The following is a 14,997-nucleotide window of genomic DNA, read 5'->3' as shown; positions in this document are numbered from 1 at the left end:
CAGGACAGCTGGGTTGACTCCAAACCACGCTCCCGCCAATCAAGCTACGTTCCGTAGCGCTACGCTACTATCAGTAGCACAGACGCGGAGACGGGAGAAAGTCATCGCCACTGGCACACCCGCGGTCGACGATCACTACGAAGACGTCGATCCGCGGCTACAGCGGTCTCGGGCCCGGCTGCTCGACGCCTCAGCGCGACTGCTGTCCACCGGTGGCGTCGAGGCCGTCACCGTTGATGCCGTCACGCGCGCTTCCCGGGTGGCCAAGACCACCTTGTATCGCCATTTCGGCGGTGCCACGGAGCTTCTCGCCGCGACTTTCGAGCGGATCCTGCCTCAGGTGATCCCCCCGCCCGCGACGGGTCCGCTACGGGACCGGTTGATCGAGTTACTCAGCAGACAGGCCACCCTGCTGGACGAGGCGCCTCTGCATCTGACGCTGCTGGCCTGGGTCTCGCTGGGTCCCGAACAGAGTAGCGATGCTCATCACAGCGGAGCCGTCGCACGTAATTCGCTACGTGCCAAGGTGATCGAGCAGTACCGGCAGCCGTTTGACCAATTGCTCGAGAGCCCGCAGGCCCGCGCCGAACTCGGCGACTTCGACCTCACGCTGGGACTGGCGCAACTCCTGGGACCGCTGCTATTCGGTCGCCTGACCGGTATCCGCGCCATCGACCGCGACGACTGCATCCGGATCGTCGACGACTTCTTCGTCACCCACCAGCCGGGCGCTGCCTCCCGATGACACCGCCCGGCTGCGGCCTAGAGCGACGGATGGCGTGCCACATCCCCGCCGAATCGCCGACGACGTAGCACTTTCCTGTCATCGTTGAGATCCACGGGTCAACTCCCCGACTTGGTGAAGAAGCTCAGCGGCCGTTCGACGAACTCGAAAACCACGCCCTCGGGGGACCGCAGGAACGCGATGTGCAGGCCCTCGATCTTGGTCCCCGGCAGCGGGCACCACACCGGATCACCCATGCGCTCAACGGAGTCAGGCACCTGGGCCAGGGCGTCGTGCACGTTGTCCACCCGAAGAGCGCAGCGATAGAGACCCTGGCGGTTGCCACCCCACGGCACCGGAGTGGGCTCGGTGTCGGGGTGCTGGACCACCACGAGCGAGAACTGGTGCCCGTCCTCCGCCAACGCGTACCGGGCCACCACACAGTCCACCGCGTCGGCCGGCCCGCCAGGTCCGAGTTGTTCACCGGCGACCGGCAGCGTCCGCGGCGCCTGCACCTCCTCGAACCCGATGGCGGTCAGGAACTTCCCGGTGGCGGCCGCGTCGATCGCCGCGATCCGGATCCCGTTGAACAACGAGCCTCTGGACGCGTCCGCGTCGGCGGGCAGCTCGGTCAGCTCGATCACCACGCCGTCGGGGTCAGCCGCAAGCACCGACTTCCGGCCACTGATCAAGCCGTCGACGGGATTCCCCACCGTGCAACCCGCGGCGCGCAATTCGCCCGCTGCGCCGTCGACGTCGGCGACCGCGAGTTGTGCCGAGCGAATCCCCGGCCGCGCCGGATCGGTGCCGGGATCGCGGGCCAGCGGAGGTGAGCGGTATTCGATGGCCTCAAGCGCACAGCCGCCGCGGCCGCCGCGGCCGTCGTAGAGAAACGCGGTGGCACAGTACGTCTCGCCGGCGAGACCCAGAATGGAGCCGTCGGTGGCGACTTGCGGATCGGTGCGCATCCGCGCGGTGAGGCCGAGCACGTCGCCGTACACCCGCTCGGTGGCGTTCAGCGATTCACAGTTGAGGTTGACGTGCAGGAACCGCCGGGCCAGTACCTCCGACACCACTACAACACGACCGAATTGATCTTGAAATCGATGATCTCGTCCTCGCTGAAGCCGAGCTCGGCGAGCAGCGCATCGGTGTGCGCGCCGTGTTCCGGCGCGCACGTCAGCTCCAGCGGCGTCTCGTCGAACTGCACCGGGCTGGCCGCCAACGAGAATTCGTTGTTCTTGGCATCCGTGACGCGGGGCAGGTATCCGTTGGCGATCGCCTGCGGATCGCTGTGCAGCTCGTGGGCGGTGCGCATGACGTCCCACACCCCGTCGAAGCCGGCGAACGCCTTCTCCCAGTGGGCAAGATCCTCGGATTCGAAGCTGCGGCGCAGCTCGGCGATGCAGTCCTTGCGGTTGCCGAAGCGCACCACGGCACTGGCGAACCGTTCGTCGTCGATGAGTTCGGGCCTGCCCAGTCGGGTACAGAAGTCCGCCCAGAACCGGTCGGCCTGCAACAGGACGAACGAGATGAACCGGTTGTCGCGGGTCCGGTAGATGCTGGCCACCGGGTTGGGCATCTCGTCCAAATTGAACTTCGGGATGTCCTGACCGGTGACGCCCGCACCCACGATGTCGGGGCCCAACTGCCAGATGGCGGCGTTCAGGAGGGATACGTCGACGACCGACGGCTCGCCGGTGCGTTCGCGTTTCACCAAGGCCGCGGCGATCCCGCCTGCAATCGCCAGGCCGCCGTAGGAGTCGCCGAACGCCGGCCGCTGGATCGGCGGATAGGAGCCGTCGCCGTCGGAGTACGCGTCGCCGATTCCGCCGCGCGACCAGTACGCAGCGAGGTCGAAGCCGCCCTGGGACGCCTGGTCGCCCTTGATGCCGTACCCGTGCCCGCGCGCGTAGATGATCTTCGGGTTGCGGGCCCGGACCTGCTCGACGTCGATGCCCATCCGCTGACGGGAATCCGGTAGCAGGTTGGTGACGAACACGTCGGCCGTCTCGAGCAACTTCATCAGCAGCTCCAGTCCCGCGGGGGTGGAGGTATCGAGCCCGATGCTTCGCTTGCCGCGGTTGGGCTGCTCGATGAAGTGGTTCACTCCCCCCGCACCGGTGACGATGCCAGAGCTGATGAGCCCCCGCTGGGGATCACCGGTTTCGGGATGCTCGATCTTGATGACGTCGGCGCCCCAGTCGGCAAGTACGGCACCGGCGGCGGGAACGAACGTCCATGCCGCCAGTTCGACGACACGGATTCCGTTGAGAATGTCTGTCATTGGTTCCTTCGATCGGGGTATCAGTCGACGGGGTAGGCGATGACTTTGGTCTGCAGATGTTGCTCGAAACCCTCGGTGCCGTTCTGCCTGCCGATGCCGCTCATCTTGTAGCCACCGAACGGAGCGTCAGCGCCATAGAAGATGGCGCCGTTGACGTTCACCGAGCCGGTGCGGATGCGGCGGGCGACGGCCATCGCGCGCTCGGTGGAGCCCAGCACAGTGCCCGCCAGCCCGTAGATCGAGTTGTTGGCCATCTCGACGGCACCGTCGTCGCCGCCGTCATACGGGGTGATGGTGATGACCGGTCCGAAGATCTCCTCCTGGAACACCCGGTGCTCAGGACTGACATCAGCGAGAACCGTTGGGGCCACGAAATATCCGCGGTCCAGGCCGTCGGGCTTTCCGCCGCCGACGGTGACTCTGGCACCCTGTTCCTTCGCGACGCGGATGTACTCCATCACGCGGTCGCGCTGCTTGGCCGACACCAGCGGGCCACAGAAGTTGGCCGGGTCACTGGGGTCGCCGATGGTGACCGAGGCGAACGTCGCGGTGGCCATCTCCACGGCCGCCTCGTAGTGCTGCCTGGGCACCAGCATCCGGGTGGTCAGGGCGCAGCCCTGCCCCGAGTGCATCAACGCGCCGATGCAACCGGGGACTGTCGCAGCGAGATCGACGTCGTCGAGGAGCAGGTAGGCCGACTTGCCGCCCAGTTCCATCAGATTGCGCTTCATGGTCGAGGCCGTGAGGCGCTGGATCAACTCACCGACCGCGGTGGAGCCGGTGAACGAGATCATGTCCACCCGCGGGTCGGTCAGCAGGCGCTGTGCGACGTCGTTGTCCGAGGCGGTCACGATGTTGACCACGCCCGGCGGGATATCCGTCTTCTCGGCGATGATGCGGCCCCACCGCAGCACGCTCCACGGGGTCTCGATGGCCGGCTTGAGCACCATCGTGTTGCCGGTGGCCAGGATCTGTCCCACCTTGTTGGCGACGATCTCGACGGGGAAGTTCCACGGCGTGATCGCGCCGACGACACCCATCGGCTCCTTGACCACGGCGCGGTGGTAAGGCACGCCCATCTTGGCGTCGACGTCGAGTTGGCGTTCCCAGGCGAACTCCGAGATGTGTTGCGCGGGCCAGCGGATCGCGTCGGCCAGCGGCCAGTCCAGTTGGGCGATGTAGGTCATGCCGAGCGGCGTGCCGGCCTCGGCGACCAACTCGGCGCGCATCTCCTCCTTCTCCAGCTGCAACGCCTCGTGCAACTGCATGAGGCAGTGCTGGCGGAACTCGCGATTGGTCGACCAGTCGGTGGTGTCAAAGGCACGCCGGGCGGCGGCAATCGCCTCGTCCATGTCCTCCGCACCGGCATCCGCGGTGACGCCGAGCACCTCCTCGGTGGCCGGGTTGATGTTGTCGGCGGTCCGACCGGTCGATGCGTCCCGCAGCCGACCGTCGATCAACAGCCGGGTTTCGGGGTGGGATTGGACGGTGGTGGTGGAGACCGGTGAAGCCGTCATTGGCGCTTCCTCTCGCAGAAGTGTCAGCGTGGGCTATTGTAGCCTCTTATAGATAACTGTTTAGCGGATTCGGTCCAGCAACCGGGTTCTGCACGACCATGGAGGGGGATCCGGTTGTCCGCCCCTGTCGAGAGCGCCGTACACGGCGACCGCCAACTCGAATACGTCTCAGACGTTGCGCTGTTCCGTCAAGATTTCCGACGATACCTGCGCGAACTGGATGTGGCCGACGAGTGGCGCACCGCTGCGTTCACCAGCGCCGAGGACGGGCTCACGCACGACGCCCAGGTCATGGCCCGGCTCAACACCGACGGCTGGAACCGCTACGGCTGGCCGGAGGCCGCAGGCGGCCTGGGTGGCAGCGAGATCCACCGCGCGGTGTACTACGAGGAACTCGGCCACGCGATGTTGCCGATTCCCGCGCAACACTGGACCCTGGAAACCCTCGGGCCTGCGCTGTTGAAGTTCTCACCTGGGCTGGCCGCTGCCTACCTGCCGGGCTACCTCAGCGGTGCCGAGTGGTGGGGTCAGAGCTTCTCCGAGCCGGAGTCGGGCAGCGACCTGGCCACCCTGCGCACCCGCGCGGTCGACGACGGCAACGGCGGATTCGTCCTCAACGGCCAGAAGATCTGGACCAGCCAGGGACCGACGGCGACGCGACTGCTCGCGCTGGTGCGAACCGGGGCGCCCGAGAGCCGCCACCGCGGGCTGACCATGATGATGGTCGACGCCGACGCCCCGGGTGTCACCATCCGCCCCATCGCGTTGGCCAGCGGGCGCCGCGAACTGGCCGAGGTGTTCTTCGACGACGTGCGCGTGGACGCCGGGCGTGTCGTCGGCGATGTCGACGGCGGCTGGGCGGTAGCCATGCACCTGATGCAGTACGAACGGGGCATGTACGGCTACGCCGTGCTCAACAAGGTGCTCACCGAGCTGGGCCGGCTGCGGGCGGACATGGTGACCGTCGGCGCGACCGAGGCGCAGCGCCAGCGCTTCGCGCGCGTCTACGTCGACGTGGTGTCGGCGCAGGCTCGCACCGCGACGACGGTCCGTAGGCTGGCCGAGGGCGAGCCGGTCGGCGCGGACAGCAGCATCGACAAGCTTCTGTTCGGCCGGGCCGAGAAGGAGGTCAACGACCTCATCCTGGACGTCACCCGCGACCACATGATCGCCGGGACCGGTCGCGGCGGCGCGGCGCTCGACACCGCCCGCGCCGAGTGGTGGTACTCGCGTGCCGCCACGGTGATGGGCGGAACCGCCGAGGTCCAGCGCGGCATCATCGCCGACCACATTCTCGGGCTGCCCAAAGAAAGGAAGGGCAAGTGACCGACGAATCATGGCCGATGGTCGAAGAGGCGGTATTCCGTCTCTTCGCCGAGCTGGCCGGCAAGACCGGGACCGACGCACATGTGGCAATCGGTCCGCGGCTGGCCGAACTGGGCTGGGCCGACATCGAGGCGGAGTTTCCGGTCGAGGCAAGCGAGCTGCTGTTCCGCGCCCAGGGCCGAACGCTCGCGCACACCGACTGCCTCGACCGGGTGATGCTGGCCGAGCTGGCGGCACGGCTCGGGGAATCCGTGGACGGCATCGTGCTGCCCGACGTGGCCTCGGGCTATACCCCCGGTTCCGATGACCAGCGGGTGTCCGGCATCCTGCTCGGCCCGCTCCAGGGGCGGCTCGCCGTCCCGGTGTCGACACCGACGGGCATGGTGTCTGTCGGCGTGGTCGACGCGTCGCGGCTCGACGGCGAACGGATGGACACCTTCGACACGTCGGCGTTCTGGACCCGGGTGAGCGGACCACTGGACGCCGCTCTCGTCGAGGCATCCACCGAATGGGAACTGGCGATCAGTGCAGCGCACCGGGCCCTGGCCACCGAACTGGTGGCACTGGCCGAGCGAGCGCTGCAGATCGCGATCGACCACGTCACTGTCCGGGTGCAATTCGGCGCCCCGATCGGGTCCTTCCAGTCACCGCGCCACGCCTTGGCCGACGCCTCGGCGGTGCTCGCGGGCGCCCGCGCGTTGCTTGCCGAGTCGTGGCGCTACGGGGGGCGGCTTTCGGCGTTGACCGCCAAGATTGCCGCAGGCCGGGCACACCGTGCGGTGAGCGACGTGGCGCTACAAGTGTGCGGCGCGATCGGTCTGACCGCCGAACACGACCTGCACCGCTATGTCACGCGAGGGTTCCAGGTCGACTCGCTGTGCGGGTCACACGATCAGCTCGAGGCGCGGCTCGGTGAGCGGCTCTTCGAGAGCTACGCTCCCGGCCGCGCGCTACCCGCGGCCATCTCTTGGGCTGAATAGAGGAAACTACATGCGCCGCAACATCTTCGAGGAGATCCACGACGACTTTCGGGCCACCGCCCGGGAGTTCTTCGAACGCGAATGCGTGCCGAACGTCGAGAAGTGGGAGCGCGACGGCAAGGTGAGCCGCGAGGCCTGGCTGGCTGCGGGCGAACACGGCCTGATCGGCTGGGAGTTCGACGAGAAGTACGGCGGCCTCGGGGTCAGGGACTTCCGGTTCAACCAGATCATCTCCGAGGAGATGTTCCTGACCGGATCGGTCGGCATCGGCCTCGGCGTGCAGAACGACATCCTGATGCCGTACCTGAATCACCTCACCACCGACGAACAGAAGGCGCGGTGGCTGCCCAAGTTCGTGTCCGGCGAGTACATCGGCTCCATAGCGATGTCCGAACCTGCGGCCGGATCCGACCTGGCGGGCATCAAGACCACCGCCCGTGACGAGGGCGACCACTGGGTGGTCAACGGCCAGAAGACCTTCATCAGCAACGGCCTGCTGTCCAAACTGGTGCTCACCGCGGTCAAGACCGACCCGTCGGCCCGCCACAAGGGCATCAGCCTGCTGATGATCGAGGACGGCATGGAGGGGTTCACCCGCGGCCGCAAGCTCGACAAGATCGGTCAATACTCCGCCGACACGGCCGAGTTGTTCTTCGAAGACGTCAAGGTGCCCAAGGAGAACCTGGTCGGCGAGCTCAACCGCGGCTTCTATCACCTGGTTTCCAACCTGCCCAGTGAGCGGGTGGGCGTGGCCTGTTATGCACTGCCCGCCGCCCGCCGCGCACTGGAGCTGACGAAGGCGTATGCGCTGGAACGCACCGCGTTCGGCCAGCCGATCGGCAAGTTCCAGGTCAACCGCCATTTCATCGCCGAGATGCAGACCAAGCTCGATGCCGCCCAGACCTACCTGGATCAGTGCGTGCTCTCGGTCAACGACGGCACTCTGACCGATCAGGATGCCGCGGGCCTGAAGTGGTGGACTTCCGAGGTCCAGTGGGAGATCATCGACCGCTGCCTGCAGCTGCATGGCGGCTACGGCTACATCAACGAGTATGAGGTGGCCAGGCTCTGGCGGGACTCGCGAGTGCAGCGGCTCTACGCCGGCACCACCGAGATCATGAAGGACCTCATGGGCCGCGCGATGGGATATTAGCGATGATCTTGCTCACTGCCCCAACGCCGAATACCCGGTCGAAATGCGAATTCGTATAATCTGCCAAATGGTTAGTTGATTCGTGCACAGGCACATACCGGTGGAGGTTGCAATGGAGGTCACCAGTCTTCGGGAACCGAAGATGGCCGATCGGGTGGCCACGGTGCTGCGTCGGATGTTCATCCGGGGCGAGATCTCCGAAGGCACCATGCTGCCACCGGAATCGGAGTTGATGGAGCGCTTCGGGGTGTCGCGGCCGACCCTGCGGGAAGCGTTCCGCGTGCTCGAGTCCGAGTCGCTGATTCAGGTGCAGCGCGGCGTGCGTGGCGGGGCCCGCGTCACCCGTCCCCGGCGCGAGACCCTGGCCCGCTACGCCGGCCTGATCCTCGAGTACGAGGGCGTCACGGTGAAGGATGTCTACGACGCCCGCGTGGCCCTCGAGGTCCCGATGGTCGAGCAATTGACCAAGGACCGGAACCCCAAGGTGATCGCCGAACTCGAGGAGATCGTCGAACGCGAGTCGCAGTTGAGCCCCGGCAGCGAAGCCGTCGACCAGCTCACCGACTTTCACGCCGCCATCGCGCGGTTGTCGGGCAACAGCACCCTGCAGATCGTCAGCGACATGCTGCACCACATCATCGAGAAGGCCAACCGGTCGCTGCAGCCCACCAAGGGTGCCCGCGCCGAGCAGGCCGTCCGTCGCTCGGCCAAGACGCACCGGATGGTGCTGGACATGATCAAGGCCGGCGACGCCGAGAAGGCAGGCGAATTATGGAAACGGCATCTGCAGAAGGCAGAGGAGTTCGTCCTGTCGGGATCGGAAATGTCGACGGTGGTCGACCTTCTCGAATGAGCGGCTTGATTCATCGAGCGACCGACCGCGACATCGAGACCCCGGATTCGATCCAGATTCGTTTCGGCATCGAGTTCCTCGAACAAAACCCGTCAGATGCAACTGCCGTGCTGACCATGCCGATGTCGGGATTCCGTAATCCGTTCACCGGGTCGCCGGCGGTCGGCCCGCTGGCGATCCTGGTCGACGCGGCCGGCGGTATCGTCAATCACTATCGACGCCGCGACGATCAGTGGACCGTTTCGAGCGAGCTGTCTCTGGAACTGAGCTCTCACATCGGATACGACAGCGACGGGCCGGTGGTCGCCACGGCACGCACGCTCGGGCCGACCGGCCCCACCTCGTTGTCGATCTGCACACTCAGCTGCGGTGACATCGTCATCGGCGGCGGCACGGTGAGGTCGTACTACATTCCGACCGACGGCGTCATCCCCGACCGGCCAGAGGAGACGCTGGTGCGGACGGCGCAGACCACTCTGGCTGATCTGATGGCCGTGGCCGTATCGGTGGATGGCGGCGACGACCGCACATCGGTGCTGCGCCAGGGCATCGATCGCAATCTGAACAACGACATCGGAATCGTGCATGGCGGTGTGGCGGCGGCCGGCCTGGAACTCGCGGCGTCGGCGGCGATCAACCAGGGCCGGACCGGCGGACTGCTACAGACCGCCTCGCTGCGGGTGAACTTCCTGCGCCCGTTCTTCGCGGGACAGACTTCCCGGTATGAGGGAGCAGCGTTGCGGGTCGGCCGCAGCACCGCCGTCGGCGATGCGCAAGCTATCGGTGACGACGGCAAGGTGGCGATCACCGCGCGGGTGACCGCCTACCGCTGATCCGAACCCGTCACTTCTTGGAGCGCGCCCGGAAGGCTGCGACCCGCTCCTTGAACTCCGGGGTGGAGAACGACGTCAGCTCCTCGGCGAGTGCGTATTCCAGCACGCCTTGGGCGGCGCGGCTCAGATGCATGTTGAGTGCCACCTTCGATGACCGCAGCGCCTGCGGCGGCAGGGCAGCCATTCGCTCGCCCAGCGCCAGCGCCTCGTCGAGGACGGTGTCATCGCTGACCACCTTGGTGACCAGGTTGAGCTTCTCGGCGATCGGCGCGGTAATCCGATCCCCCAGCAGGACATACTCTTTCGCCTTCATCATGCCGATCAGCAGGGGCAGCATTGCCGCGCCACCGTCACCGGCCGTCAACCCGATGGCGACGTGCGGGTCGGCGAGGTAGCTGCTCTCCCCCATCACCAACAGGTCGGACAGCAGCGCGATTGAACAGCCGAGTCCGACAGCGGGCCCATTGACCGCGGACACCAGTGGCTTGGGGAAGTTGATCACCTCGAGGAAGACCGTCCTGGCCTCGTGGATCTGGAACGTCCGCGCCACCTGGTCCTCGATCAGGCGACCGAACATCACCATGTCGCCACCGGCCGAGAACGCCTTGCCCACACCGGTGGTCACCACCGCGCGCACGTCGTCGTCGGCGTCGAGCACCTTCCAGATGGTTGCGAACGCGTGGTGCACCTCCTCCGTGACAGCGTTGAGCGCTTCCGGCCGGTTGATGCTCACCACGTGCACGTTGCCGCGCTTCTCCACGCGGAGCCACGGCGCAAACTGCTCGTAACCGGCGAGGGTGGCGATCTCAGAGGTCGTCATGTGATGTTCCTGTCAGTTCTTGTCGCTGGAAAGGATGGTGACCGCGGAGACCGCAGTCGGGCCGCCGATGTTGTGGGCCAACGCGACTCGGGCCCCGTCTACCTGATTCTCGGCTTCGCCGCGCAATTGGTTGAACAGTTCGTAGCACTGTGCCACGCCGGTCGCGCCCGGCGGGTGGCCTTTGGCCTTCAGCCCCCCGCTCGGGTTGATCGGTATCGACCCGCCGACGTAGTGCTCGCGGCCCTCGACGAGTTTGTAGGCCTCGTACCGGTTGGCGAACCCGAGATCCTCGTAACTGATCAGTTCGACACCGGTGAAACAGTCGTGCACCTCGGCGACGTCGATGTCGCGGGGCGTCACGCCTGCCATCTTCATGGCCGCCTTCGCGGCGCGCACCGTCGCGGGGAACGTCGTCATGTCCTGCTTGTGCTGATGCATCACCCGGTCCATGCCGAGCCCGACGCCGCGCACCCACACCGGTCGGTCGGTGTAGCGGTCGACGACGTCCTCGGCGGCCAGGATGACCGCTGCGGCGCCGTCACTCTGCGGGGTGCAGTCGTACAGCCCGAACGGTTCGACGACGATCGGGGCGGCCAGCGCTTGCTCGACGGTGATCTCATAGCGCAGTTGGGCTTTCGGGTTTTTCAACGCGTGGAAGTGGTTCTTGACCGCCACCATCGCCATGTGCTCCTTGGTCGCGGGCGACTCGTGGAGGTACCGCATGACGTGCAATGCGAAGTTGGCCGGCGCGACCAGTCCCAGCGGATAGTCCCAGGCGTTGTCGCGGGTCATCGCCGCCCAGTCCCAGAACGTCGTGGTCGAAGACGTCTCGCGGACCTTGTCGGCGCCGACGACGAGCACCACGTCGTAGAGGCCGGACGCGATGGCCATCACTCCGTTGCGAATCGCGTCATTGCCTGTGGCACAAGCGTTCTCGACGCGGGTCACCGGGATATCGGTGAGATCGAGGGTGTCGGCCAGGATGCCCGACGGGAACCCGTCGGTGGTGGACAGCTCGCCGAACCACGCCGCCTCGATGTCGTCCTTCTGGATGCCCTTGTCGACATTTCCGACGGCCTCGGCGTAGGCCATCGGGATCAGGTCCTTGATGCCCAGTTCGAAGTGTTCGGCGAAGGGTGTCATCCCGGCACCGACCATGGCGACGTTTCTCATGCGATTGCTCCTTCGCGCGTGCGACCGGGCCAGAACGCATAACCGTAATCGGGGACGCCTGACCGGTTTGCGATCTTGCGCAACACCACAGATCCCCCCTGTCCGATCGTGGCCTCGCCCGCCGGCACGCCGGTGACCTTGAGCAGCACCCGGACCGGGCTGTCGTCGAGCTGGACGACCGCCAGCGAATACGGGCTGGGCAGGTCGGGTACGGGGATGCGCACGGTGGTGTGCGTGTACACAGTTCCGGTTCGCGGCAACGGCTCGAGGCGGTATTCCCTGGCCAGCTTCCCCGCGTTGTCCACACGCATCCGCGGTGGGAACTGCGGAGCGGAGTCGATACCGGGAGTCTCGTCGAAAATGGCGGCTTCCCAACGGATCTTCGGCTCGAAGGCACGGGAATAGGCAGGCATCGAGATGGGAATCCCGATCCCGTCCGCGGTGCGGGTCTTCGGAAGCTCCCGTGCCGGGAACTCGTCGCGGACGATCTTCGGCGTCTGTCCCTCGATGGTGAGCTCGGCGGCGCTGATGCTGGACTGTTCGACCGCGAGGAGCAGACCTGCCGACCCCGCCTCGACCGCGTCGGCCAGCAACCGGATGGCCGCGGCTGCCGAAGCCGTCGAGTCCCCGACGGCGGCCGAGGTGTCGAAGTCACCGCCGAGATGAGCGAGCGGCACGCCGGCAACCGCGGCCACCGTGGGGGTTCCGGTCAGGCCCAGTCGGGACAGGGTGGAGCGCACCCCGACCTCGCGCTGCAGCCGCGGATCGACGTAGGCGTGGCGGAGGCCGTCCCCGCCGCGGGCGATCAGCGGCAGGCTGCGCGTCTGACGGGCGGCCGGGGCCAGTGCCGCGCCGCCTGCGCCAGTCAGCACCGCCGCTGCCCCCACTGCGACATCGTTGTCGTCAGCGGCGATCACGAGCGTTGCCTCCGCCGCGTTCACCACCTGATCCACCACGGCCGGAGCCCCGCCGAGCACCTCGGCGACCGGAGTGTCGGCAGGCAACGACAGGCCGGCCAGCAGGACCGCGCCGTTGCCGCCCTCCAGCAGTGGGAAGTCCCGCGACACCAGCACGACACGTTGCGCCGTCACATCGGGGTCTGCGGCCCGGCCCGCGGCGACCGCCATGGTCAGCGCATCCTCGTCGGGCCCTTTGGCCCGGCGGCCGCCGACGGTCCATGGCGGCAGATAGGTCCCTATCGAGACGACCTGTGTCATCGAGCCTCGCTTTGGGTGAATGGCCGAGTGACGACCCTCAACTAATGAGCTATATAGTTATAGCATTCGAGGGCCTAGCTCAGCGACACCGGAAGGGTCAGACAACGTGAATACTCCCGATCCTCGCACCTTGAGGAATCGCGTCGTCGTGGTGACCGGAGCCAGCCGCGGCATCGGTGCGGCCATCGCCGTCCGCGCCGGTGCCGACGGCGCGGCCGTGGCGCTGCTGGCCAAGACCGAAACGCCCAACCCCAAGATCGCGGGCACACTGGCCGAGACCGCGGACGCCGTGCAACGCGCCGGCGGGCGGGCGCTGTCGGTGGCCTGCGACGTGCGAGACACCGGCGCCGTGGCGTCCGCGATCGCCAGGATCGCTGAGGAGTTCGGTTCCATCGACATCGTGGTCAACAATGCCGGCGCCCTGGACCTGCGGCCGACCGCACAACTTCCGCCGAAGAACCTGCGTCGGCTGTTGGAGGTCAACGTCGAAGGGCCGTTCGCTGTGGTGCAGGCCGCCCTTCCCCATCTGCGCCAGTCGGGCAACGCGCACATCGTCAACATCTCACCACCGCTGAACCTGGAGCCGAAATGGGTCGGCGCGCATGTGGGACACACCGTCGGCAAGTACGCTGAGAGCCTGCTGACCCTGGGCTGGGCCGAGGAGTTCGCGTCGGTGCCGATCGCGGTGAACTCACTGTGGCCGGCCACCACGATCGCGAGTACCGGCATGATGGTCGCGATGGGAGAGGCGGCGGTTCGCGCGCAGGCCCGCAGCCCGCAGATCATGGCGGACGCGGTGCACGCCCTGGTCACCCGGCCCGCCGCAGCCTGCAGCGGCCACTTCTACACCGACGAGGAGATCCTGCTCGAGGAGGGCGGCGGAGACTTGTCGGACTACCGGCTGGCCGAGCGCGACGAGGACCTCACGCCCAACTTCTACCTCCCGTCGAGCCCGTTGCCCGCCCGATGAGTGACGTGTTGAGCGCCCACGAGCCGGAATTGATCAAGCTGCGGTGCGCGGTGCGTGATTTCCTGCGCTCCGACCGCGCCGAGTTCGGCTGGGCACCTGCCGTCGACTCGTGGCTGGGTGGATGGGACGAGGGGTTCTCGGCGCGGTTGGGCGACGCCGGGTTCGTCGGGCTCACCGTCCCGAAGCGCTACGGCGGCCACGGACTGGGCCATCTGCACCGCTACGTGGTGACCGAGGAATTGATCAGGGTGGGCGCCCCAGTAGCGGCGCACTGGACCGCTGACCGGCAGGTCGCGCCCAGCCTCCTGAACTATGGCACCGAGGAGCAGCGCGAGCGGCTGCTGCCGCGCATCGCGGGGGGCCGCTTCTACTCGTCGATCGGAATGAGCGAGTACGGCGCCGGATCGGATCTGGCTGCGGTGGCGACAAAGGCGACCAGAACCGATGGCGGCTGGCTGGTGTCCGGCACCAAGGTGTGGACCAGCGGCGCCCACCACGCACACCAGGTCGTCGTGCTGGCCCGCACCAGCCCACCGGATGCGCAGCGCCGCCACGCCGGCTTCAGTCAATTTCTGGTGCCCTGTGACGCCGACGGTGTCCGGATCGAGCCCATCCCGTTGATGTCAGGTGCGCATCACTTCAACGAGGTCAATCTCGACCAGGTCTTCGTCCCCGACGCCGACGTACTGGGCGAGGTCGGCAACGGCTGGCATCAGGTGACCGCGGAGTTGTCGTTCGAGCGCAGCGGCCCCGAACGGATTCTGTCCACTGGCCCGCTGCTGTTCGCGGCGATCCGGGCGCTGGGTGCCGGGCCAGCACCTGATGACCGCACGGCCGCCGACGTCGGCGATCTGGTGGCCCGGTTGATTTCGCTGCGTCAGCTCTCGGTGTCGGTGGCGCGCACGCTGGCCGCCGGTGGCGACGCGGCGAATCAGGCCGCGCTGGTCAAGGATCTCGGCACCCGCTTCGAGGCCGAGTCTGTTGAGTTGATCGCCGAACTGCTGGACGGAACGCCGTCGAACCCGCAGCTCGACGCCATGCTGACCACCGCGTGGCTGCACAAGCCGATGTTCACCCTGCGCGGTGGCACCAATGAGGTACTGCGCGGCGTGGTCGCCCGCGGAATGGGGTTGCGATGAGCGCT

14 protein-coding genes are annotated in these 14,997 nt (G+C 67.0%); 8 read left to right on the top strand and 6 right to left on the bottom strand.

Annotated elements, in window-relative coordinates:
• Window positions 1-13: 13 nt before the first annotated feature.
• On the top strand, window positions 14-745 hold the full coding sequence (locus G6N49_RS02255) for a TetR/AcrR family transcriptional regulator (protein WP_179967718.1): 732 nt from the start codon (window positions 14-16) through the stop codon (window positions 743-745).
• A gap of 98 nt (window positions 746-843) precedes the next feature.
• On the opposite strand, the gene G6N49_RS02250 is transcribed toward G6N49_RS02255, so the two are convergent.
• Genes G6N49_RS02250 through G6N49_RS02240 form a run of 3 tightly spaced genes read right to left on the bottom strand, consistent with a single transcriptional unit; the run spans window position 844 to window position 4,528 of the window.
• Window positions 844-1,800, bottom strand: coding sequence for a VOC family protein (locus tag G6N49_RS02250; RefSeq protein ID WP_083044765.1), 957 nt, complete (start codon window positions 1,798-1,800; stop codon window positions 844-846).
• Window positions 1,800-3,011 carry a CaiB/BaiF CoA transferase family protein gene (locus tag G6N49_RS02245; protein ID WP_083044766.1) on the bottom strand — a complete coding sequence of 404 codons (1,212 nt, stop codon included), beginning with the start codon at window positions 3,009-3,011 and terminating at the stop codon, window positions 1,800-1,802. Before G6N49_RS02245 ends, G6N49_RS02250 begins: the two co-directional genes overlap by 1 nt.
• A gap of 20 nt (window positions 3,012-3,031) precedes the next feature.
• A complete protein-coding gene (locus G6N49_RS02240; protein ID WP_083044767.1) occupies window positions 3,032-4,528 on the bottom strand; it encodes an aldehyde dehydrogenase family protein in 1,497 nt (498 codons plus the stop codon).
• A 114-nt stretch (window positions 4,529-4,642) separates the two neighbouring features.
• On the opposite strand from G6N49_RS02240, the gene G6N49_RS02235 reads away from it, so the two are divergent.
• The 5 genes from G6N49_RS02235 to G6N49_RS02215 all read left to right on the top strand — a co-directional run bounded on the left by G6N49_RS02235 (window position 4,643) and on the right by G6N49_RS02215 (window position 9,673).
• Complete coding sequence (locus tag G6N49_RS02235) at window positions 4,643-5,854, top strand: acyl-CoA dehydrogenase family protein (RefSeq protein WP_083044768.1); 1,212 nt, start codon at window positions 4,643-4,645, stop codon at window positions 5,852-5,854.
• 17 nt (window positions 5,855-5,871) lie between these two features.
• Window positions 5,872-6,834, top strand: a complete 963-nt coding sequence (locus tag G6N49_RS02230) for an acyl-CoA dehydrogenase family protein (protein ID WP_083044769.1) — start codon at window positions 5,872-5,874, stop codon at window positions 6,832-6,834.
• 10 nt (window positions 6,835-6,844) lie between these two features.
• Window positions 6,845-7,987 (top strand): acyl-CoA dehydrogenase family protein, encoded by a 1,143-nt coding sequence (locus G6N49_RS02225; protein WP_083044770.1) that lies wholly within the window; start codon window positions 6,845-6,847, stop codon window positions 7,985-7,987.
• Between the two features lie 112 nt (window positions 7,988-8,099).
• Window positions 8,100-8,840, top strand: coding sequence for a FadR/GntR family transcriptional regulator (locus tag G6N49_RS02220; protein WP_083044771.1), 741 nt, complete (start codon window positions 8,100-8,102; stop codon window positions 8,838-8,840).
• Entirely contained in the window at window positions 8,837-9,673 is an 837-nt protein-coding gene (locus G6N49_RS02215) for a PaaI family thioesterase (RefSeq protein WP_083044772.1), read from the top strand. Before G6N49_RS02220 ends, G6N49_RS02215 begins: the two co-directional genes overlap by 4 nt.
• A gap of 10 nt (window positions 9,674-9,683) precedes the next feature.
• On the opposite strand, the gene G6N49_RS02210 is transcribed toward G6N49_RS02215, so the two are convergent.
• The 3 genes from G6N49_RS02210 to G6N49_RS02200 are packed head-to-tail and all read right to left on the bottom strand — an operon-like array spanning window position 9,684 to window position 12,883.
• On the bottom strand, window positions 9,684-10,493 hold the full coding sequence (locus G6N49_RS02210; RefSeq protein WP_083044773.1) for an enoyl-CoA hydratase/isomerase family protein: 810 nt from the start codon (window positions 10,491-10,493) through the stop codon (window positions 9,684-9,686).
• A 12-nt stretch (window positions 10,494-10,505) separates the two neighbouring features.
• The gene (locus G6N49_RS02205) at window positions 10,506-11,666 is read right to left on the bottom strand and encodes a thiolase C-terminal domain-containing protein (RefSeq protein WP_083044774.1); all 1,161 of its coding nucleotides are present in this window, start codon (window positions 11,664-11,666) and stop codon (window positions 10,506-10,508) included.
• On the bottom strand, window positions 11,663-12,883 hold the full coding sequence (locus G6N49_RS02200; protein WP_083044775.1) for a Zn-ribbon domain-containing OB-fold protein: 1,221 nt from the start codon (window positions 12,881-12,883) through the stop codon (window positions 11,663-11,665). Before G6N49_RS02200 ends, G6N49_RS02205 begins: the two co-directional genes overlap by 4 nt.
• Window positions 12,884-12,989: 106 nt before the next feature.
• On the opposite strand from G6N49_RS02200, the gene G6N49_RS02195 reads away from it, so the two are divergent.
• Both G6N49_RS02195 and G6N49_RS02190 read left to right on the top strand, forming a co-directional pair.
• A complete protein-coding gene (locus G6N49_RS02195; RefSeq protein ID WP_083044776.1) occupies window positions 12,990-13,853 on the top strand; it encodes an SDR family oxidoreductase in 864 nt (287 codons plus the stop codon).
• Complete coding sequence (locus tag G6N49_RS02190) at window positions 13,850-14,992, top strand: acyl-CoA dehydrogenase family protein (protein WP_083044777.1); 1,143 nt, start codon at window positions 13,850-13,852, stop codon at window positions 14,990-14,992. Before G6N49_RS02195 ends, G6N49_RS02190 begins: the two co-directional genes overlap by 4 nt.
• The last annotated feature ends 5 nt before the right edge of the window (window positions 14,993-14,997 follow it).

Origin of the sequence: Mycolicibacterium monacense (assembly GCF_010731575.1) — a bacterium.
GTDB lineage: Bacteria > Actinomycetota > Actinomycetes > Mycobacteriales > Mycobacteriaceae > Mycobacterium > Mycobacterium monacense.
The sequence above is the reverse complement of the archived record's forward strand: the minus strand, read 5'-3'. Positions and strand labels throughout refer to the sequence as shown.

Excerpts from the sequence above, each read along its gene's own strand:
- G6N49_RS02190 (WP_083044777.1), top strand. The coding sequence starts at position 13,850 with ATGAGTGACGTGTTGAGCGCCCACGAGCCGGAATTGATCAAGCTGCGG.
- G6N49_RS02220 (WP_083044771.1), top strand. The coding sequence starts at position 8,100 with ATGGAGGTCACCAGTCTTCGGGAACCGAAGATGGCCGATCGGGTGGCC.
- G6N49_RS02225 (WP_083044770.1), top strand. The coding sequence starts at position 6,845 with ATGCGCCGCAACATCTTCGAGGAGATCCACGACGACTTTCGGGCCACC.
- G6N49_RS02205 (WP_083044774.1), bottom strand. The coding sequence starts at position 11,666 with ATGAGAAACGTCGCCATGGTCGGTGCCGGGATGACACCCTTCGCCGAA.
- G6N49_RS02210 (WP_083044773.1), bottom strand. The coding sequence starts at position 10,493 with ATGACGACCTCTGAGATCGCCACCCTCGCCGGTTACGAGCAGTTTGCG.
- G6N49_RS02200 (WP_083044775.1), bottom strand. The coding sequence starts at position 12,883 with ATGACACAGGTCGTCTCGATAGGGACCTATCTGCCGCCATGGACCGTC.
- G6N49_RS02240 (WP_083044767.1), bottom strand. The coding sequence starts at position 4,528 with ATGACGGCTTCACCGGTCTCCACCACCACCGTCCAATCCCACCCCGAA.
- G6N49_RS02245 (WP_083044766.1), bottom strand. The coding sequence starts at position 3,011 with ATGACAGACATTCTCAACGGAATCCGTGTCGTCGAACTGGCGGCATGG.
- G6N49_RS02230 (WP_083044769.1), top strand. The coding sequence starts at position 5,872 with ATGGTCGAAGAGGCGGTATTCCGTCTCTTCGCCGAGCTGGCCGGCAAG.
- G6N49_RS02215 (WP_083044772.1), top strand. The coding sequence starts at position 8,837 with ATGAGCGGCTTGATTCATCGAGCGACCGACCGCGACATCGAGACCCCG.